Source organism: Halorubrum salsamenti (genome assembly GCF_007671685.1).
In the GTDB taxonomy this organism is placed as follows: Archaea; Halobacteriota; Halobacteria; order Halobacteriales; family Haloferacaceae; genus Halorubrum; species Halorubrum salsamenti.
Map to the genome: position 1 here is coordinate 730,444 of NZ_VCNL01000002.1, position 18,267 is coordinate 748,710.

Annotated in this window: 18 protein-coding genes and 1 pseudogene; 7 read left to right on the top strand and 12 right to left on the bottom strand. The window is 69.0% G+C overall.

The window, feature by feature from the left end; translation table 11 throughout:
* Positions 1–9: 9 nt before the first annotated feature.
* The 6 genes from FGL94_RS08275 to FGL94_RS08300 all read right to left on the bottom strand — a co-directional run bounded on the left by FGL94_RS08275 (position 10) and on the right by FGL94_RS08300 (position 3,840).
* Positions 10–543, bottom strand: a complete 534-nt coding sequence (locus tag FGL94_RS08275) for a hypothetical protein (protein ID WP_144923274.1) — start codon at positions 541–543, stop codon at positions 10–12.
* Between the two features lie 37 nt (positions 544–580).
* Positions 581–1,519, bottom strand: a complete 939-nt coding sequence (gene mch, locus FGL94_RS08280) for a methenyltetrahydromethanopterin cyclohydrolase (RefSeq protein ID WP_144923277.1) — start codon at positions 1,517–1,519, stop codon at positions 581–583.
* Between the two features lie 56 nt (positions 1,520–1,575).
* Positions 1,576–1,905 carry a hypothetical protein gene (locus FGL94_RS08285; RefSeq protein WP_144923280.1) on the bottom strand — a complete coding sequence of 110 codons (330 nt, stop codon included), beginning with the start codon at positions 1,903–1,905 and terminating at the stop codon, positions 1,576–1,578.
* A gap of 66 nt (positions 1,906–1,971) precedes the next feature.
* Positions 1,972–2,433, bottom strand: coding sequence for a hypothetical protein (locus FGL94_RS08290; protein ID WP_144923282.1), 462 nt, complete (start codon positions 2,431–2,433; stop codon positions 1,972–1,974).
* Positions 2,434–2,857: 424 nt separating this feature from the next.
* Entirely contained in the window at positions 2,858–3,409 is a 552-nt protein-coding gene (locus FGL94_RS08295) for a hypothetical protein (RefSeq protein ID WP_144923285.1), read from the bottom strand.
* Positions 3,410–3,495: 86 nt separating this feature from the next.
* Complete coding sequence (locus tag FGL94_RS08300) at positions 3,496–3,840, bottom strand: hypothetical protein (RefSeq protein WP_144923288.1); 345 nt, start codon at positions 3,838–3,840, stop codon at positions 3,496–3,498.
* A gap of 112 nt (positions 3,841–3,952) precedes the next feature.
* Here FGL94_RS08300 and FGL94_RS08305 point away from each other — a divergent pair, with 112 nt between their 5' ends.
* Positions 3,953–6,649, top strand: coding sequence for an AAA domain-containing protein (locus tag FGL94_RS08305; protein WP_144923766.1), 2,697 nt, complete (start codon positions 3,953–3,955; stop codon positions 6,647–6,649).
* A 77-nt stretch (positions 6,650–6,726) separates the two neighbouring features.
* Here the strand turns inward: FGL94_RS08305 and FGL94_RS08310 are convergent, their stop codons facing one another.
* Entirely contained in the window at positions 6,727–7,443 is a 717-nt protein-coding gene (locus FGL94_RS08310) for a DUF47 domain-containing protein (protein ID WP_144923291.1), read from the bottom strand.
* Positions 7,444–7,520: 77 nt separating this feature from the next.
* Complete coding sequence (locus FGL94_RS08315; RefSeq protein WP_144923294.1) at positions 7,521–8,597, bottom strand: phosphoribosylaminoimidazolesuccinocarboxamide synthase; 1,077 nt, start codon at positions 8,595–8,597, stop codon at positions 7,521–7,523.
* A 170-nt stretch (positions 8,598–8,767) separates the two neighbouring features.
* On the opposite strand from FGL94_RS08315, the gene FGL94_RS08320 reads away from it, so the two are divergent.
* Positions 8,768–9,385, top strand: a complete 618-nt coding sequence (locus FGL94_RS08320) for a tRNA (cytidine(56)-2'-O)-methyltransferase (RefSeq protein WP_144923297.1) — start codon at positions 8,768–8,770, stop codon at positions 9,383–9,385.
* 68 nt (positions 9,386–9,453) lie between these two features.
* Here FGL94_RS08320 and FGL94_RS08325 read toward each other — a convergent pair whose 3' ends face one another.
* Positions 9,454–10,929, bottom strand: coding sequence for an ATPase domain-containing protein (locus FGL94_RS08325; RefSeq protein ID WP_144923300.1), 1,476 nt, complete (start codon positions 10,927–10,929; stop codon positions 9,454–9,456).
* A gap of 74 nt (positions 10,930–11,003) precedes the next feature.
* On the opposite strand from FGL94_RS08325, the pseudogene FGL94_RS08330 reads away from it, so the two are divergent.
* Positions 11,004–12,484 (top strand): annotated as a pseudogene (locus FGL94_RS08330) (PAS domain-containing protein).
* A 39-nt stretch (positions 12,485–12,523) separates the two neighbouring features.
* Here FGL94_RS08330 and FGL94_RS08335 read toward each other — a convergent pair.
* The 3 genes from FGL94_RS08335 to FGL94_RS08345 all read right to left on the bottom strand — a co-directional run bounded on the left by FGL94_RS08335 (position 12,524) and on the right by FGL94_RS08345 (position 15,099).
* Entirely contained in the window at positions 12,524–13,540 is a 1,017-nt protein-coding gene (locus FGL94_RS08335) for a hypothetical protein (RefSeq protein ID WP_241659147.1), read from the bottom strand.
* A 60-nt stretch (positions 13,541–13,600) separates the two neighbouring features.
* Positions 13,601–14,473, bottom strand: a complete 873-nt coding sequence (locus FGL94_RS08340; protein WP_144923303.1) for a universal stress protein — start codon at positions 14,471–14,473, stop codon at positions 13,601–13,603.
* Between the two features lie 197 nt (positions 14,474–14,670).
* Entirely contained in the window at positions 14,671–15,099 is a 429-nt protein-coding gene (locus tag FGL94_RS08345; RefSeq protein ID WP_144923306.1) for a universal stress protein, read from the bottom strand.
* Positions 15,100–15,379: 280 nt separating this feature from the next.
* Here FGL94_RS08345 and FGL94_RS08350 point away from each other — a divergent pair, with 280 nt between their 5' ends.
* From FGL94_RS08350 to FGL94_RS08365, 4 genes are all read left to right on the top strand, one after another.
* Positions 15,380–15,904, top strand: a complete 525-nt coding sequence (locus tag FGL94_RS08350; RefSeq protein ID WP_144923309.1) for a transcription factor — start codon at positions 15,380–15,382, stop codon at positions 15,902–15,904.
* Positions 15,904–16,599: a DUF2110 family protein gene (locus tag FGL94_RS08355; protein ID WP_144923312.1), complete on the top strand. Its 696-nt coding sequence runs from the start codon at positions 15,904–15,906 to the stop codon at positions 16,597–16,599. The genes FGL94_RS08350 and FGL94_RS08355 overlap by 1 nt, the downstream gene beginning before the upstream one ends.
* Positions 16,600–16,602: 3 nt before the next feature.
* Entirely contained in the window at positions 16,603–17,370 is a 768-nt protein-coding gene (locus tag FGL94_RS08360) for a DUF5803 family protein (RefSeq protein WP_144923316.1), read from the top strand.
* 69 nt (positions 17,371–17,439) lie between these two features.
* Complete coding sequence (locus FGL94_RS08365; protein WP_144923319.1) at positions 17,440–18,135, top strand: competence/damage-inducible protein A; 696 nt, start codon at positions 17,440–17,442, stop codon at positions 18,133–18,135.
* Positions 18,136–18,267 lie beyond the last annotated feature (132 nt).

An 18,267-nucleotide genomic window follows, 5' to 3' on the forward strand; every position in this document is an offset into this window, starting at 1 on the left:
ACCGTCGTTTCAGGCGGTGTCGCTCGCGACGTAGGCGACTGAACGCTCGTCCGGATCTCCGGTTTCGTCCGCCTCGATCGGCCGGGCGAGGTCGACGAGCGCGAGCCACCGGAGGAGCCGATCGGCGCGCTCGCGCCACGTCGACTCCCAGTTCGGGTCGCGGGCGCGGTCGTGTCGCGGCACCGACTCCCGAGTCGCCGCGAACAGGTCGTCGGACGTGAGCGGGTCCGAAGGCGAGGCCTCCCGCAGGGCGGCGAGCGCCTCGGGAACGAGGAGCACGCCGTCGCGGAGCCCCTCCCGGACGCGCTCCGGGGTCGGCTCCGCGTCGGCTCTCACGAACCCGCGAGGGGTCTCCCGAGCCAGCCCGAGCGCGCGCAGGAACGCCAGCCAGTCGTTCGCGGTCCGGCGGTCGGCGAGCCCCCGACGCTCGCGGAGCCGGGCGCAGCAGTCGTCGGTGCTCCCCGGGACGAGCGGGACCGCCCGCTGGAACGCCCGGAGGTCGTCGATCGAGTCGGGCGGTTCGGGGACCGGTTTGAGCCTCATCGTCGACGGCTCGGGCGGGCCGAGGCGGCGGTCGGCATCAGCGGTAGCCGAACGACTCCGCCAGCAGCTCCTCGTCCGTCTCGCCGACCGTGTAGACGGGGCCGTCGACCACGTCGACGGTGACCTTCGCGGGGGCGAAGACGCGCTCGTCGACCTCGTAGAAGTCCCAGCCGGCGTCCTCGAACACGTCGACGAAGGGCGTCCCGTACTCCTCGCGGGCGGTCGAGACGATCTGGTCGAAGCGGTCGTCGTCGCGCGCGACCTGCAGGTGGACCTCCCCGCCGTAGGCCAAGGCGTCGTTCGTCCGGCCCATCGCCAGGTCCTCGTCGCGGGTGGCCGGGGCCATCGGCGCCGCGCCGGAGGCGTGGAGCACGTCCGTGGGCTCGTAGCCGAGCTCCAGCAGGCGGAAGACGGCGAGCTCGGCGGCGCGGGCCGCGGTCGCGACCGAGCCCGCAGTCGAACCGGTCGCGTACGTCGGCAGGAACACGCCCTCGGCGTCGACCTCGGCGAGGTCGGCGACGTGCTCGGCGACCTCCTCGGTCGGGAGCGTCGTCGACTCGACGGCGAGCGTCGCGAACTCGGAGGAGTCGTAGTAGCCGACGCGCTCGAACTCGGCCTCCTGTCCGACGAGCGCCCGGGCCGGCCCCGAGCCGAGCCCCTCGAAGCCAGAGTCGAAGGCGAGCTCCCAGCCGGCCTTCTGCGAGCAGAGCAGCGCGATGGCGGGGTGGTCGGTCGACAGTTCCACGTACTGGCGCGGCGCGCCCGCGACCTCGCCCATGCGGGTGCGGAGGTTCGCGAGCCCGGCGGTCTGGATCTCGGCGAGCAGCAGTCCCGCCTCGACGCCGCCCGCGGCGTCGACGCCGAAGTCGACGACGGTGGCGCCGTTGTCCAGCTCGTAGCCGACGACGTCGAGCTCGCCGGCGAAGTCGAGCGCCTCGTCGACGAGCTCGATCGCGGTCCGGTTGATGCTTTCCATGCCCGACCGTTCTCGCTCCCGCATTAAGGGGTTTGTCAGTCGTCGGCGTCGGCGCCCTAGGTACCGTCGCCGGCGGCGACCGGCTCGACGTGGAACACGTACCCCTCGTACGCGTCTTCCACGTTCGCCGGGGACTCGTCGGCGGTGTGGTCCGCGCAGAGGAAGGCTGTCGCCTCCACGGCGCCGGCCCCGGTCTCCTCTTGGTACCGCTCGGTGACCGAGAACGCCACGGGTTCGGAACAGCCTCGGCGATGGCACTCCGCCGGCGGATCGGTAGCCGGCTCCGTCTCGTCGCCGCGCTCTCGGGCCTCCGAGATGTCTCGCTGTATCCGTCGGCGCTCCTCGTCGCGCGCCTGTTTGTCTCGCCCCGATTTGGTGTCCGCCATACGTCCCTGTCGCGCCTCAGGGGGATAATGCTACGGTCGATTCCGAGCGATGGATCGTTCGCGACCCTACCAGAAGCCGCCTCCCGAGCCCCCGCCGGACCCGTCTGGTCCCGACGGTCCGCTCGGTCCCCGCGGCCCGCTCGGGCGGGGATCGGGGTCGATCTCCACCAGCTCCGACTCGGCGCGCGGGTCGACCTCGCGTCCCTCCTCGTAGCGCACGAACGAGAGGTAGAAGGGCTCACCGCAGCCGGGATCGCCGCCTCCCGATGGGTCTCCGGTCTCCGACTCCAGTTCCTCCACGTCCGGCCCGCGAACCCCGTCGTGCGGGTCCCAGTCGACGCCGTCGCTCTCGCCGCAGACGAACCTGACGCCGTCGGCGTCGTCGCCCTCGAACGACTCCGTCGGGTCGACGTACGCCCATCCTTCGAGGGGATACGGCGTCACCGACTTGTCCGCGAGGTACCCGTCCCGCTCCAGTTCGACGAGGGTCCCGCAGTGCGGACAGTAGTAGGTGACCGGGTAGCTCATGCGGATCGTACGGTCGTTGTTTATAAAGGACCGTCGGCGGGTGAGGACCTGTTTTCTGACCGCCGGCCACGCCGACGAACTCCTCGGCGGGTGGTACATCTCCCCGGTTCCGGCATTACCGTGTGTGAAATCACCAACCAAAGATACTTAGTCGATCTCGAAGTAGCCGAAACAGTGGAGAGAAACGTATTCACGTATCTGAAAGGAATCGGGTTGGTTCTCGCTCTGTTTTTCGCCCTCTATCCGGCGCTCCTCCTCGTTCAGGTACTAACGAACACGGTTACGGAGTCCACCGGCCAAATAGCGGTTCTCTTGGTCCTGTCCGGTATCGCGTGGGGTTGGATACTTCGTCTCTATCGTGCGTATCGTTCCGTCGGACTGTCGATGAAAGCCTCCGAATAGTCGTCTCGGTACGTACGGTCCGTCAGTGGAAGCCGCGGTCCACGTCGTCCTCGTCGATCAGGTCTTCGAGCTCGGAAGAGAGGAGCTCCTCGGCCTCCTCGAAGGTGCCCGAGAGTTCGTCGAGCTCGTCCGGGCGCCCGTCGAACTCGTAGTCCATCGGGCCGAACGCCGGCGAGTCGATCGCCTCCATCACGTCCTCGAACAGGTGGTCCGGATCCGTGGGCGCCTCCGCGTGGACCTTCAGCGTCTCGCGCAGCCGGGTCGCGACGTCCTCGGCCTGCTCCTCGTCCTCGGGCGGCGACTGCACCGCGAACCGCCCGGCCGACTCCTCGTCCGGGAGCAGGGGGTCGAGTTCGTCGTCGACGCTGCGGGCGATCTTCGCGCCCACGCCGCGGAGGTCTCGGGGGTTCTTCGCGTACGTCTTCAGGTGATAGACGCCGACGCTCGGGTGACCGAAGTAGAGGTCCTCGCCGAGTCCCTCGCGTCTGGAGCCGGCGACCGCACGCCAGCCGTCGGGGTCGGTCGAGTCGCTCGCGACGTCGGCGAGGATGTCGTCCCAGTCTCGCACGCGCATGTCGGCGTATCCTTATAAGTGAGCGCGCTTGAGCGTGTCGGTCTCGGCGGATCGGCTCCGCGTCGATCGCGGCTGGACCGCCCGGTCTAGTCGCTCGCGCGCCGATACCCCATCCGCGCGAGCAGCGCCGTCCCGGCGACGAGGAAGACGACGGAGAAGGGCGTGACGGCGCCGACCGCGACGTCGACGACCCCCCAGAGCACGAGCCCGGCGTACAGCGCGGTCCGGAACCGGTCCGTGTCGAACCCCTCGACGGCGACGCCCCAGACGACCAGCACCGCGATGTAGCCGTTGACGACGACGTCGCCGAGGGCGGCGATCCCCTGCGTCTCCAGTCGGGCGTAGCCGCTGACCGCGGACAGCGCCGCCAGCGAGAGGACGAAGACGACGACCGCGGGGCGTCCGTAGCGGTAGAGGGTCGAGTCGCTCATGTCCGACCGTTCGAGCGTGCGCTTATAAGTTCGAGCGTGCGCTTATAAGTGGCTACGGGCGCGGTTGATCCCCCACCGACAGCGTTTTTCGAGGGCGCCGCCGATGACGGCCGTGAACGTTCGGGGGCCGATCCTCTCCGTCGGGGAGGCGCGGACGGTGTCGACGTCGTACGGCGATCGCGAGCTCCGCGAGCTCCGGATCCGCCCCGACCGCGGCGCGGGCGACGCGGTCGACGTGACGCTGTGGGGGAAGTGGACCGAGACCGCCGAGCACGCCGAGCCGGGCATGGAGCTGCTCGTCACCGACGCCGAGGAGGACGGGTTCGGCGGCGAGACGGGGTACGCCACCACCGGCGACTCGTGGGTCGTACTCGAACCCGACTTCCTCGTCGACGTGACCGGGATCCGCTCGTGGGTGCAGTGCCCGCGGATGTACTATTTAAATAAGCTCTCCGGCATCCCGCTCAACTACCCCGTGGTCAAGGGGACCGTCGTCCACGAGGTGTTCGGCGACCTGCTCCGCGGGATGGAGTTAGAGGAGTCCGTCGCCGACCGCGTCGAGGAGGCCGGGCTCGAACTCGGCCTGCTGGGGTACGAGCCCGAGGAGGTCGCCGACGAGGTGCGCCGCAACGCGGCCGCGATCGAGGGGTGGCTCTCGCAGGGGACCCTGACCGATGAGGACACGTGGCGGTCGGAGTTCACCCTCATCTCCCCGACGTTCGGCCTGAAGGGGCGCGCCGACGCGCTCCGGCGCGGGACCCCCGTCGAGCTGAAGACCGGGAAGAACACCAAGCGGGAGCCGCGCTTCCACGACAAGATCCAGGCGGCCTGCTACGCGCTCATGCTCGACGAGCGCGGCGTCGACCCCGACATCGGAACCCTCCTCTACACGAAGAACACCGCCTTGGACCGCAACGAGGAGTCGGGCGACCTGGCGCCCGCCAAGGAGTTCTCGGTGGGTCGGGGGTTACTGGAGTTCGTCGTCCGCGAGCGCAACGCCCTCGCGGCGATGGAGTGGCGCGCGCTCGACGACCCCGGCGAGCGCCCGACCGTCCCGACGGGGTACGAGGCCGACGCGAAGTGCGAGTACTGCTTCGAACAGGACACCTGCATGGTCGTCTCCGGCCGCCTCGATCAGGAGTCGAAGGCGGGGTCGGTGGGGACGCCGGTCCCCGACGAGGAGCGCGACTACTTCGACCGGTTCTACGTCGCCCTCGAGGAGGAGCGCCGCGAGACCCACGCCGAGTACCGGAAGCTGTGGGAGCAGACCCCCGCGGAGCGCGCTGCCGACGACCGCGCGCTGATCGACCTGGAGCCGGTCTCGCAGACGGAGATCGACGACGCCCGCTGGGAGCTCCGCGCTCGCAAGCCGGACGACGCCGTCTCCAAGCTCCGCGAGGGCGACGTGGCGCTCGCGAGCGACGGCGACCCCGTGAGCGGCCACGGCGAACTCGGTCGCATCACCGCGCTCGACGGCGAGGAGGTCGTCGTCGAGACCGACGAGCCGGTCGAGCTCCGGCGGCTCGACGTGTACCCCTCGGAGATCTCCGTCGACCGCTCGCTCACCGCGCTCCACGACGCGATCTTAAAAGGGAGCGAGGCGCGCAAGGACGTGCTGTTCGGGCGACGCGAGCCCGAGTTTCGTGATTCCTCCGACCGCCCCGCCGACGCCCCCGACGCCTACATCGGCAACAACGCGGCCCAGAACGACGCCGTCGAACTCGCCGTCGACGCCGAGGACTGCGCGCTGATCCACGGGCCGCCGGGCACCGGGAAGACGTACACCATCGCCCGGACGATCCGCGCCTTGGTCGAAGAAGGGAACCGGGTGCTGCTCTCGGCGTTCACCAATCGCGCGGTCGACAACGCCCTCGAAGCGCTCCGCGATCAGGACTTTGAGAACGTGCTCCGCGTCGGGACCGAGACCGGCGTCCGCGGCGACATGCAGGACGTGCGGCTCGTCCAGCGCGGCGACCCCAACGCGAAGGCCGCCGAACTGCGGGACGCGCCGGTCGTCGCCGCCACCACCGCGGCCTGCGGCTCCCGCGTCCTCCGCGAGTGCGAGTTCGACGTGGCCTTGGTCGACGAGGCCTCACAGCTCACGGAGCCGGGCACCCACGCCGCGATCAACCGCGCGGACCGGTTCGTGCTGGTAGGCGACCACGAGCAGCTCCCGCCGGTCGTGCGCGCGGAGAACGACCTCCAGACCTCGCTGTTCCAGCGACTCATCGAGGAGTACCCCGACGCGAGCGTCATGCTCGACCGCCAGTACCGGATGAGCCAGCGCATTCAGGCGTTCGCCTCCGCGGAGTTCTACGACGGCGCGCTCCGCCCGGCGACCCCTGAGGTGGCGGGACAGACCCTCCGCGACCTCGGCGTCGATCCCGCCGACCTCCCCGACGGGCTCGCGGGCGGCGTCGACTTCGTCGATCCGGACGGGAGCCGCGACGGCAACCGGAACGTCCGTGAGGCCGAGCGCGTCGCGGAGGTCGTCGACGCCTACGTCGCGGCCGGCGTCGATCCGGACGACATCGGCGTGATCGCCCCGTTCCGCGCGCAGGTCGCCGAGATCGGCCGGCGGACCGCCGTCACCGTCGACACGGTCGACCGCTTCCAGGGCTCCTCGAAGGAGGTGATCGTCGTCTCGCTGGTCGCGACCGGCGACCTCGACGGGCCGATATTTGAGGACCACCGCCGGATGAACGTCGCGCTCACGCGGGCGAAAAAGCAGCTGACGCTGGTCGGCGACGCCGACGCGCTCGGCTCCGACCCCTTCTACGGGCGGATGCTCGACTGGGCGCGGCGGTGAGGCCCGCGGCGGACGGCGGTGAGGCCCGCGGCGGACGGCGGTGAGGCCCGCGGCGGCTCGCTCGTTCTCGTTCGGGCCTATTCCCCGTCCGCTTCGGGGTCCGCCTCGGTGACGATCCCCGGCTCCTTGCTCGCGATGACGACCATCCGGTCGGTGAGGTCCTCGATCGTGTTCGCGAGCTCGTCCAACAGGATCGCGAGCTCCCGGTAGACGAGCGGCTGGTCGACCGCGTCGTCGGCGAAGGCGGTCGCGATGGCGTCGTTGCGGAGCTCGTCGCACTCGCTTTCGAGGCCGCGGATCGCCTCGATTCCCTCGGTGAGCGTCTCGGTGGTGTCGCTCCGAGCGAGCCCGCGGACGAACCCCTCGACGACGTCCCCGAGAACGGTCACCATCTCGACGATCCGACCGGCCATCTCCCGCATGTCGCGGAAGGAGTCGCCGTCGGCGTCGGGCCGCATCATGACCACCTCCCGGACGATCCGCTCGGTGTGGTTCGCGACCACGTCGAGCTCCTTGTAGAAGTCGAGCAATGCGGACTCGTTGAAGTTGATCCGGGTGTTTAACAGTCCGATGTCGTCCGGGCCGGCGTTGGTGATGGTCCCTGTGATCTCTCGGACCAGCCCGTCGCACTCGCTCTCGATCGCGGCGATTTCGTCGACCGTCTCGCGGTACGGGCCGTCGCTCGCGTACTCGTCGAGGGCACGCGGGAGGAGGGCGACGCAGTCGTCGATCCGATCGAGGTACGCGGCGGTCTGGGACTCGAGCCGTTCGCCGAAGTCGGCGTCGGTGGGCATGTCACGACCCACGAACGTCGGGGCTAAAGAGGTTCCCTCGCGTTTCGTCGATCGTGAGGGTTCCGACCGGCTTCGCCCTACAAGCCGTCGGCCGCGTCGAGCGCCGCCTCGATGTCGGGAACGTCGAACCACTCCCGGTCGGTGTACGCGTTCGTCCCGGCCGCGTACAGCTCGGAGACCGCGTCGACGACCGCCGGGGGGAGCGGCTCGGGGTCGCGCTCGCAGAGCTCGCGCCAGTCGTCGATGTCGCGGCCCTCGACCGCCGCCTTCGCCTCCTTGACGGCCTCGACCCACGCGGGGTCGTTCGCCTTGTACCACTGGCGGACGACCTCCTTCGAGATCCCGCGCCCGCCGTACGAGAAGCGGTTCTCGTCGAAGGTGCCGACCACGTCGGCGACGCGGAGCTCGCCGTCGGCGTACAGGCACTCGATCTTCCCGTCCTCGTGGACGAACCCGGCCGCCTCGGCGCGCTCGGTGACGATCCGATTCACGTCGCGCGCGAGCGATTCGAGGGCGTCGACGTCGGCGACGCCCGCGATCCGGTCGGCCTCGGCGCGGGTCAGATAGCGGTCCTGCTGCTCGTACTTCGTCGAGAACTCCACGACCGGCTCGGGGAGGTCGACCGGCCCGTCGGGCCAGGCGTCGGCGTCGATATCGGGGTCCGCGTCGAGCCCGAAGTCGGCGGGCTCCCGGCGCCGCCGGAGGCTGGACCCCACCGGGACCCGGTTGCGGAAGACGACCTCCAGCGGGACGAGGTAGTTCTCGCCGCCCGCGGCGTGGAAGGCGTCGTAGTCGTAGCCCGCGTCGGGGCCTTTATAAGGGAGATCGGGGACCTGCGTCAGGTCGATCGCCATCTCCGTCGGCGGGGCGGTCGCGTCGGCGAGGGGGACGACCTCCGGCTCTCCCTCCCCGTCCGCGTCGGCGTCTCGGCCGGGGTCCGCGACGCCTCGGTAGTGAGTCGGGACTCCCTCGGCCTCCAGCAGTTCGAAGTTGAACGCGCCCATCGCACAGAGGCTCGCGCCCTTGCGCGGGATCGCGTCCGGCATCTGCCCCCAGTCGAACACCGAGTAGGCGTCCGTGAAGACGAACCGACCGCGGCCGAGCGAGTCGGCGGTGGCGGGCTCGTCGACGCGGAACTCCTTGACGCTCGTCATACCTCACCCGGCGACCGCCTCCCCCATGAATCTTTCACTTACGTGGTCACCTCTCGTCCATGTCTCGGTGAACGATCCATAACCGTGCGGTGTACGCGGCGAACCGCGAACGCCGGTCCCCGGCGAGTCCGCATCGAAAGGACCACGCCGCTCGCGGGCGCACCGCCGGTATGCACGATGCGCGCGAGGTCGTCGTCCTCCGGTACGGTCACCGGCCGGGCCGCGACGACCGCATGACGACGCACGTCGGGCTCACGGCCCGAGCGCTCGGCGCCGACCGGGTGATCTTCCCCGACAACGCCGGGCAGTCGGCCGAGACGGTGCGGGACATCACCGACCGGTTCGGCGGCCCGTTCGCGGTCGAGCTCCGCGACGACCAGAAGGCGATCGTCCGGGACTTCGAGGGGGTCGTCGCGCACCTCACGATGTACGGCGAGCGCGTTCAGGACGTGGAGGAGGACGTTCGCGAGGCGGTCGGACTCGGCGGCTCGGACGCGACCGACGGGGAGTCGACGCCCCGCGATCTCCTCGTCGTGGTCGGCGGCGAGAAGGTGCCGTGGGCGCTGTACGAACGCGCCGACTTCAACGTGGGCGTGACGAACCAGCCGCACTCCGAGGTCGCGGGGCTCGCGGTGTTCCTCGACCGACTGTTCGAGGGCGCGGAACTCGATCGCGAGTGGGAGAACGCCGACCGGCGGGTGATGCCGGAGGCGACCGGCAAGACGGTGATCGACGCCGGCGAGGGGCCCGCGGGCGACGACAATTCCGAGACTGGCGACCGCGGCTGACTCATCCACTCGTCGCAATCACCGCCTCGATCCCCCGCCTCGATCCTCGCTTCGATCACCCGCCTCGATCACCGCTTCGGTTCCCGATCCGGTTCCCGATCGACGACCTCCGGCGTGCCGCTCAGGATACCGCGGAGCTGCGACATCGGCTCGCCGACGGTGATGCCGTGTTCCGTGATCCGAAACTCGCGGATCGTCCGCTCGAAGTCGCTCGTCCGCTTCTTGAGGACGCCGATCGCCTTCCGGAGCTCGCCCTCGACCTCCAGGTGCCGGAGGAAGACGATGTTGTCCGCGAGGTAGCTGATGTTCTCCATCGTCGCCTGGAACTCGCCCGTGACGTTCCGCGTCTCGTCGACGAAGAGCCCCGTCACGCCCTCGTTCTTGAGGTAGCGGCCGAGCGCGTGCATCTGCTGGAGCATCATTCCCTCGTCGCCGCGAAGCGTCAGCCGGTACCCGGAGATCCCGTCGACCATGACGATGTCGGCGTCCCGCTCTTCCACCTCCTCGCGGACCATCCGCGCGAACTCCTGTGGCGACCGCTCTAACGCCTCCACCTCGTTCACTTGCAGGGTCCCTCTCTCCAGCATCTCGTCCACCGGGATGTTGACTGCGCGCGACCGGGTGAGGAACGTCTCCTTGTTCTCCTCGAACAGGTAGATGACGGAGCGTTCCCCTCGGCCCGCGGCCTCCTTCATGAACTGCGTGCTCAGGGTCGTCTTCCCCACCCCGGTCGGCCCGCTCACGACGGTGACGGTCCCGCGTTCGATCCCCCCGTGGAGCAGCTCGTCGAACTCCGGGATCCCCGAGGAGATCTGTTCGAACTCGGCGTCGTCGTCGCGCTGTCCGGGCTGGAGCGCGGGGTACACCTCTATGCCCGAGTCGGTGACCCGGTAGGCGTGATCGCCGCTCTGCGTCGCCGAGCCGCGGAACTTCGGCACGCCGATCGTCTTGCCGTACTCCGCCGCGTCGAGCTGGATCGTCCCGTCCGTGATGAACTCGAGGTCGTCCGTCGGCAGCGACTCGGTGTTCTGGACGGTGAAAAGCACCGTCGTCTCCAGGCCTTTCAGGAAGCGCATGAATCCGACCACCTGCTTCCGGAACTGGTAGTCGTCGGACAACAGGAAGCGGAGCTGGGTCAGGGGATCGACGACGACGCGGTCCGGATCGGCCGCGGTCACGCCCTCGACGATCTGCTCGGTCAGCGATTCCCGCTCGACCTCGGAGGGCTCGAACACCTCGTACGACTCGTCTTCGACGAACACGTCCGCGCTCGGACTCAGGTCGAGGAACTCGATCGCGTCCGTGTCGAAGCCGAGCGCGGCCGCGTTCGCCTTCAGGTCGCGGGCGTCCTCTTCGAGGTTGATGAACAGCGCCGTCTCCCCCTCGTCGACGCCCTGCTGGAGGAAATGGAAGCTCAGGATCGTCTTCCCGCTACCGGCCTGCCCGCGGACCATGTAGCTACGCTTCGGGACGAGTCCCCCCGACAGTATCTCGTCGAGTCCCGCCACGCCGGTCGACATTCGCCCGGGCAGTGGTGTTGACATCTTGTCGGTCCGTTCGGCGACCGATCACATAAATGGACAACTCTTAGTGGCTGTGCGGTCTTCCTCTACGAAATATGGGTACGGGTCCCGGCGAGATCGCCGACGAGTCCGCACCCGACGAGACCGCCGGGTCCGAGACGGCCGACCGGGTCTTGCTGTTCATGCGAGCGGGACGCGACCGCGAGCTGGTGGCGGAGACGCTGAGCGAGCGGTACCGGATCGAGACGGCGACCGACCCGGACGAGCTCGACTCGGGGTTCGACTGCTGCGTGCTCGACGCCCACGCGTTCGGCCGGCTCACTGAGGTGCTCGACCGGCGGCGAGAGCGCGCAGACCCGGTGTTTCTCCCCTTCGTGCTGCTCGTGCAGGATTCCGGGTCGGAGACCACACGGGACCCGTGGGAACACGTCGACGACGTCGTCGAACTCCCGGTGCGGGGGCGACGCTGCGGTCCCGGATCGGCAACCTGATCGAGCGGCGACGCACCTCCCTCCGGCTCGCGGCTCGCGAGCGGCAGCTAGAGACGGCCGTCGAGGAGCTCCGGCAGAAGGAACGGGCGATGGACGAGGCCCCGGTGGGGATCTCACTCTCGGAGCCGGGGACGGAGAACAACCCGCTGACCTACGTCAACGAGGAGTTTCAGCGGCTCACCGGGTACGGTCCAGAGATGCTCGGGAAGGACTGTCGGTTCCTGCAAGGGGAGGACACGGATCCCGAAACGGTGGCGACGATCCGCGAAGCGATCGACGACGAACGGCCGGTATCCACCGACATCCTGAACTACCGCGCGAACGGCCAGAAGTTCTGGAATCGACTCACCGTCGCGCCGATCCGCGACGAGGACGGGACCGTGATACGCTACGTCGGGTTCCAGATGGACATCACGGAGCGGAAGATCCGCGAGCGGCGGCTGGAGGTTATGAGTCGGGTACTCAACCACAACCTCCGGAACAAGATGAACCTCATCGAGGGGTACACGGACCTCTTGCGGCGCGACCTCGACGAGGAACAACGCCGAAAATCGCTCGACGTGATCGCGGAGACGACCGATGACCTAATGGGGATCGCGGAGGCGGTGCGGAAGATCAACCACACGCTCTCGGAGACCGAACCGGACGAGGCCACCGTCGAGCTGCGCGACCGCCTGTCCGAGCTGCTGAGCCGGATGAGCGATCGGTACCCCTCCGCGACGTTCGACCTCTCGCTTCCCGACGACGACCCGCTCAGGATGAGCGTTCTCGGCCTCCAGACGGCGATCGAGGAGGCCGTCGAGAACGCGGTCAAGCACAACCACGCCCCGAACCCGACGGTCTGGATACGGGTCGAGAACGGGGACGAGGAGTGGATCGAGATCGAGATCGAGGACGACGGGCCGGGGATCCCGGAACACGAGACCCACGTGCTCGAACGGGGCGAGACGTCGCTGAAGCACGCGGACCGGCTCGGGATCTGGCTGATGTACTGGGTCGTGAGTAAGGCGGGCGGCGAGTTCTCAGTGGAGTCGTCCGGGACGGGCGGGACGCTCCTCCGGATGGCCGTCCCGGCGCGCCCTTGAGCGACCTCTGATCGCGCACTGCCGCTCGCGCGCCGGAGGTCACGGGGTCCGCTTCGACCGGAGCCGCGCCAGCCGCGTCCGCGCTTCCTGTCGGCTCGTCCCCCGCACCCGGCCCGTCTCGGCGTCCGCCATCGAGACGAGAGAGAGGCGGTCGAGGAGGGGCGGCCAGTCGGCGGCGCCCGCGGCGTCGCTGGCGAACTCGACGGCGCCGCCGAGCCCGTCGCGTTCGGCCGTTCCGACCCGTGCCACCGCCGCGTCTGCGTCCCGGCGCCCGCCGGCGATGTAGAGCCGGTCGCCGACGGCGGCCGGGAGCCACGCCGGGAGGAGCAGGAGCCAGAGCGCGATCCCGGCGGCCGCGTACGCCCACGAGGGGATCCGATTACGGTCCGGCTCGTACCCGTGGATCCGGTTGACGCGGCGGTCGGCTGCCGTCCGCTCGCCGCGGCGCCCGACGAGCAGGGTCGCGAGGAGCGCCACCGTCTCGACCGCCCCGAGCGCCGGGAGCAGCGCGGTCGCGACGAGCGCCTCACGGGTCCGAAGCCGGACGAGCGCGTGCCGGAGCGCCGCGTCGCGGTCGGCCTTCGGCAGCGAGAGCAGCCGGGTGGAGACGACGAGCCGCGAGCCGCGGTGGCCGTCGGCGACGGCGACGTTGGCGGCGTCGGCGCGGACGACCGTTACCTCGGGAGGGTCGACGCCGACCTCGTCCGCGAGGGTCGCGACGCGGTCGGCGACGAAGTCGGCGGGGCGGTCGTCGAGTTCGGCCTCGGGAAGCCGGGCGAGACGGCGGTCGACGACGATCGGACCGAGGAGCGCGGAGCCGCCGAGGCCGACGACGACCGCGGCGAGGAGCCCCCCGACCGCGCCCGGACCGGCGACGTCGAGGCCCGCGGGGCCGAGGATCGCTGCGACGGGGACCAGCGGGACGCCGGCGAGCAGGACGGGGACGGAGAGCAGGGCGAGCGCGCCGACGGCTCGGCGGGCACGCGTTCCGGCCGTCGGGGGGGCGGAGGCGTCCTGATCAGACGCCACCTCTGCCGTGTCGCCGTTCGATGCCATACGACCCTGTCGTGTCACAGGCGAGGTAAAGCTTTGCCGGAGCCCATCTGGAGTGGTATCTCATTGCCCTTCAGGCGGTGATACGGTCAGTACGGGGACGTTCGCGACGCGGACGATTTTCTCGGTGACGCTTCCGAGGAAGTACCGTTCCAGGCCGGTTCGGCCCTGCGTCCCCATCACGATACAGTCGACATCACGTTCTTCCGCGTAGTCCAAGATGGCTCGGGCAGGTGTTCCACTCAGAACCGATGCCTCCACGGACCGCAGATCCGCGTCTTCGGCTCGATCGATGACGTCATCGACGGCCCGTTGGCCCGCCTCCTCTAACGCGGTTAGCACCTCAGTACTACCAAAGTTTCCCGAAAGGGGGGTGAGATCGACGGCGTGGACGACATGCATCGCTGCACCGGTCGCCTCCGCGAACGTTATCCCGTGATCCGCGGCAACGTTCGCCGGGTCGCTCCCGTCCGTCGGCACGAGGACCGTCTCGAAGTCGGGGTCGAGCGGGACGTCCTCGTGGACAGTGAGGACCGGTACCGGCGAGGTGCGGAGCGTCCGCTCGGTTACGCTACCGAGGACGAGGCGGTTCAACCCCGTTCGCCCGTGCGTCCCCATCACGATGAGATCGACGTCGTGGTCTCTCGCGTAGTCGATGATCGTCTGGTGGACCGGGTCAGCGGTTTCTATGACCTGAGTCGCCGTTGAAACTCCGACGTCCGCCGCCCGATCCCTGAGCGTCGCTAGCGTCTTCTCCCGACGGTGGGTAATTTCCTCGGCAACCTCTGATTCGACGTCGGTCGGGGACTCATTGAGTTCGACGACGTTAATCGCGTGGAGCGAGGCGTCGAAGCGTTGTGCAAGGCCGAGCGCTGTTTCAGCTGCTGTTCCCGCAGCGGCGCTCCCGTCTGTCGGAACCAGGATCTTGTCGTACATGCTTCTCTCTTTGAGTTGAGACGTTATCAAGGTAGACCACCGTCTTCACCGGCTCGCGTTCTTCCCGTACTCCCAAGACCGGCATCGGCGCACGTCGAACGACCTCTCGACCGTAGTTCCGATACCGCGTGTCGCGTCGCGCCAAACGGGCGGACCAACTCGACACGTTGGCTCGCCTGCCTCGCCTCCGCGAGGGATCAGCGAACTAACACCACGGGCACCGACGCGCGTTTCGAGACCGTCTCGGCCACGTTCCCGACGAGAAATTGACGCGTCGCGCGGCTCCAATCCGCGCCGTGAGCACCGAGCACAACCGTGTCGTAGTTCTCAGCGCGATCGATGATATTCCGGGCGGGGTGACCGATGTCTACGATCGTGTCGATCTCCCGGTCACGCTCGGTCGCTATCTCGCGGGCACGTTCGAAGACAGGTTCGGCACGTTCGGCGGCGGCCTCCTCGATATCGTCCGCGAGGGCGAGCGCCGCCGCTTCTCCCATCATCGGCGATGGAACGCCGACAACGTGTAACACGGAAACGTCGGCGCCCGGAAAATTGTCGAATGCGTATTCGAGCGCCTGCCCGGCGTGCTCGGAGTCGTCCATCGGAACGAGAATTCTCGAGGCCATATCCCAAAGGGATCGTCCACCCACCTAAGTCTCTTCCTCAGACAACGCCCGGCTGATCCGCCTCCGTGGTCCGTCGTTCTGGCTGGACGGCGCGGTTGGTCCGTATACGAACGAGATCCTCCGCACAATCCTCTCTCCGACGGCAACGAAACGAGCGACAGGGGGCCGCCGCGGCGCCGAAAAGGGGGGATACTTAGCGCGGGCGGACGACCGTACCCGTGGTCAGCGGTGATCGATCCTTCCGGAGCTTTTAACCCGGTTCCTCCACCAGATCCACGTAATGGCTTTTGAGGATCTACTGAACGACCCCGTCATCCAGAAGTACCTCCACGAGCTGGTGGGGCCGACGGGGATGCCGGTCGCGGCCGCGCCGCCCGACGGCGAGGTCACCGACGAGGAGCTTGCGGAGGAGCTCGGACTGGAGCTCAACGACGTCCGACGCGCGCTGTTCATCCTGTACGAGAACGACCTCGCCACCTACCGACGGGTGCGCGACGAGGACTCTGGATGGCTCACGTACCTCTGGACGTTCCACTACGACAACATCCCGGAGAACCTCGAGGAGGAGATGTACCGCCTGCTCGACGCCTTAGAGGACCGCGAGGAGTACGAGCGCACCCACGAGTTCTACCTCTGTGAGGTGTGTTCGATCCGCTTCGAGTTCGGCGAGTCGATGGACTTCGGCTTCGAGTGCCCGGAGTGCGGCTCCCCGCTGGAGTCGATGGACAACGACCGGCTCCGCGAGGCGATGGGGCAGCGCGTCGAGGAGCTCCGTGACGAGCTCAACGCGGATGTGACGGGCTGATGGTCGTCCTCGCAACCAAGTGCTACGTCGAGGGCGACGCCCGCGACCGCGCGCTCGACGGGATGAACTCGCTCGTCGCCAACGACGTCGGCGAGCTCGACGTCGACTGGCACGTCGGCGTCCGCGACGACGACTTCGTGCAGGTCGACGTGAGCGGCGAGGACGCCGAGGTCGCCCGCAACGTCCTCGCGGAGACGTGGGGCGAGATCGTCGCCCACGACGAGGGACTGGCGGCCGGCGAGGAGTACGTCGGCACCCTCGAGTCGTGGGACGACGACGGCTTCGTCCTCGACGCCGGCGTCGACGTGCGGATCCCCGCTGACGAGATCGGTCTCGGCAGGGGTTCGCCCGAGCAGGTCGTCGAGCGGTTCGGGCTGGTTCAGCACCTCTCCGTCCGGTTCGTCTACGGCGGCGACGTCGGCGACCCCGACGCGGAGCCGAGCCGGCTGGCGGACGCGGAGCGCGACCGCCTCTACGACTGGCAGCGCGGTGACGGCCGCCTCAACGTCAACTCGGCGACACGGGGCGAGGTCCGGGCGACCGTGAACCGCGCGGGCCACGCGCAGGACATCGTCACCGTCGAGCGGCTGGGGCTCTTGGAACAGAGCGTCGTCTGTACCGAGGACACCGACCCGCCGGGGCTGTTGGCCGCGATCGGCTCGTACCTCCCGGCGGAGATGCGCTGCGTCGTCTGACCTGTGAACCGACGCTTCGCCCTCGCGGTCGCGGTCGTCGCGGTGCTCGCCGTCAGCGCCGGCTGTCTCACCTACGTCAACGACGGCGGCGAGGTCGCGAACGAGACGCTCGACGCCGAGCCGCCCCACGCGTACGACTTCGCGACCGACCGCGACGCGACGATCAACCTATCGACCGGGACGCAGTACACCGCCGTGTACAACGTCTCCGGCGTCGACGAGGTACGGTTCTATCGACAGACCCCGTACACGGGCGATCAGCCCTTCGAGTTCGAGGCGTTCCGGTACCAGTTCCCCGACGGCGAGGTCGTCAACGGGAGCGAGTTCCGCGCCCGCGGCGGCGAGATCGAGCGCACCCCCGACGAGACGTGGGTCCGGTTCGGCGACGAGATGGAGGGCGGACGGATGGCCATCTCGGCGTCCGGGTCGCCCCGCCGGTTCACCACGCTCACCTACGTCGAGGGGTCGTACGCGGTGACGCTCCCGCCCGGGTTCAGCACCGACGTGCCCATCGTCGGACACGTATCGCCGCGCGGTTACGAGATCGAGACGGTCGACGGCCGCGACCGGATCACGTGGGATTCCGTCACCAGCGGGTCGGTCGTGGTCCAATCGTATCGCGAGACGGACCTACTCGTCTTCGGGGTGATCCTCGTGATCGCCGCGATCGCCGCCGTCATCGGGACGGCCTACTTCCGTCGTCAGCTGGAGGAGCTCCGCGAGCGACGCCGGCAGATGGGGCTCGGCGTGTACGAGGACGACGAGGAGTAACGGTGACTCCCGTCGGGAGTCGCCTCCGGGACTGGAGCCCTTTTTCAGTGCGCGACGCCTTGTGTGTGTATGGACGTCGCAATCGTCACCGTCGGGGACGAGCTCCTCGTCGGTGACACCGAGAACACGAACGCGACGTGGCTCTGCGGCCGGCTCTCCGACCGCGGCGTGACGGTCCGGCGCGTGACGGTCGTCCCGGACGAGGTCGCCGAGATCGCGCGCGTCGTCAACGAGTACCACGCCGAGTACGACGCCGTGATCGTCACCGGCGGGCTCGGACCGACGCACGACGACGTGACGATGGAGGCGGTCGCGGCCGCGTTCGGACGCGACCTCGCCGTCAACGACGAGGCCGCGGCGTGGCTCGCGGAGCGGGGCTACAGCGCGAACGATCTGGCCGCCGAGACGACTCACCTCCCGGTCGGCTGCCGGCCGCTCCCCAACGAGGAGGGGGTCGCGCCCGGCGCCGTCGTCGAGTCGTCGTACGTCCTGCCGGGCGTCCCGGCGGAGATGGAGGCGATGTTCGAGTCGGTCGTCGAGGAGTTCGAGGGGACCCCGACTCACACCGTCGTCGTCGACGTCGACGAGCCGGAAAGCGAGCTGCTGGAGCGGTTCACGGAGCTACGGGAGGCGTTCGACGTGACCGTCGGGTCGTATCCCGGCGAGAGCGTGCGGGTGAAGATCACGGCGGCGACGGCCGACGAGGCGGAACGCGCCGCCGAGTGGGTGCGGGAGCGGTCGGAGCTGGTCGATTCGGAGGCCTAGCGGCTGACCCGGAGACCCGGGCCTAGCGGTACAGGTACGCGAGCCACACTGCGGTGATCACGAGACTTGCGACGAGCACGGCGGTCGCGGTCGCGTCGATCGGAAGCGGCTCGACCGGGGCGGCTTCGAGGA

Coding starts and splice junctions, on each gene's coding strand:
- FGL94_RS08275 (WP_144923274.1), bottom strand. CDS start 543: ATGAGGCTCAAACCGGTCCCCGAACCGCCCGACTCGATCGACGACCTC.
- mch (WP_144923277.1), bottom strand. CDS start 1,519: ATGGAAAGCATCAACCGGACCGCGATCGAGCTCGTCGACGAGGCGCTC.
- FGL94_RS08285 (WP_144923280.1), bottom strand. CDS start 1,905: ATGGCGGACACCAAATCGGGGCGAGACAAACAGGCGCGCGACGAGGAG.
- FGL94_RS08290 (WP_144923282.1), bottom strand. CDS start 2,433: ATGAGCTACCCGGTCACCTACTACTGTCCGCACTGCGGGACCCTCGTC.
- FGL94_RS08295 (WP_144923285.1), bottom strand. CDS start 3,409: ATGCGCGTGCGAGACTGGGACGACATCCTCGCCGACGTCGCGAGCGAC.
- FGL94_RS08300 (WP_144923288.1), bottom strand. CDS start 3,840: ATGAGCGACTCGACCCTCTACCGCTACGGACGCCCCGCGGTCGTCGTC.
- FGL94_RS08310 (WP_144923291.1), bottom strand. CDS start 7,443: ATGCCCACCGACGCCGACTTCGGCGAACGGCTCGAGTCCCAGACCGCC.
- FGL94_RS08315 (WP_144923294.1), bottom strand. CDS start 8,597: ATGACGAGCGTCAAGGAGTTCCGCGTCGACGAGCCCGCCACCGCCGAC.
- FGL94_RS08320 (WP_144923297.1), top strand. CDS start 8,768: ATGCACGATGCGCGCGAGGTCGTCGTCCTCCGGTACGGTCACCGGCCG.
- FGL94_RS08325 (WP_144923300.1), bottom strand. CDS start 10,929: ATGTCAACACCACTGCCCGGGCGAATGTCGACCGGCGTGGCGGGACTC.
- FGL94_RS08335 (WP_241659147.1), bottom strand. CDS start 13,540: ATGGCATCGAACGGCGACACGGCAGAGGTGGCGTCTGATCAGGACGCC.
- FGL94_RS08340 (WP_144923303.1), bottom strand. CDS start 14,473: ATGTACGACAAGATCCTGGTTCCGACAGACGGGAGCGCCGCTGCGGGA.
- FGL94_RS08345 (WP_144923306.1), bottom strand. CDS start 15,099: ATGGCCTCGAGAATTCTCGTTCCGATGGACGACTCCGAGCACGCCGGG.
- FGL94_RS08350 (WP_144923309.1), top strand. CDS start 15,380: ATGGCTTTTGAGGATCTACTGAACGACCCCGTCATCCAGAAGTACCTC.
- FGL94_RS08355 (WP_144923312.1), top strand. CDS start 15,904: ATGGTCGTCCTCGCAACCAAGTGCTACGTCGAGGGCGACGCCCGCGAC.
- FGL94_RS08365 (WP_144923319.1), top strand. CDS start 17,440: ATGGACGTCGCAATCGTCACCGTCGGGGACGAGCTCCTCGTCGGTGAC.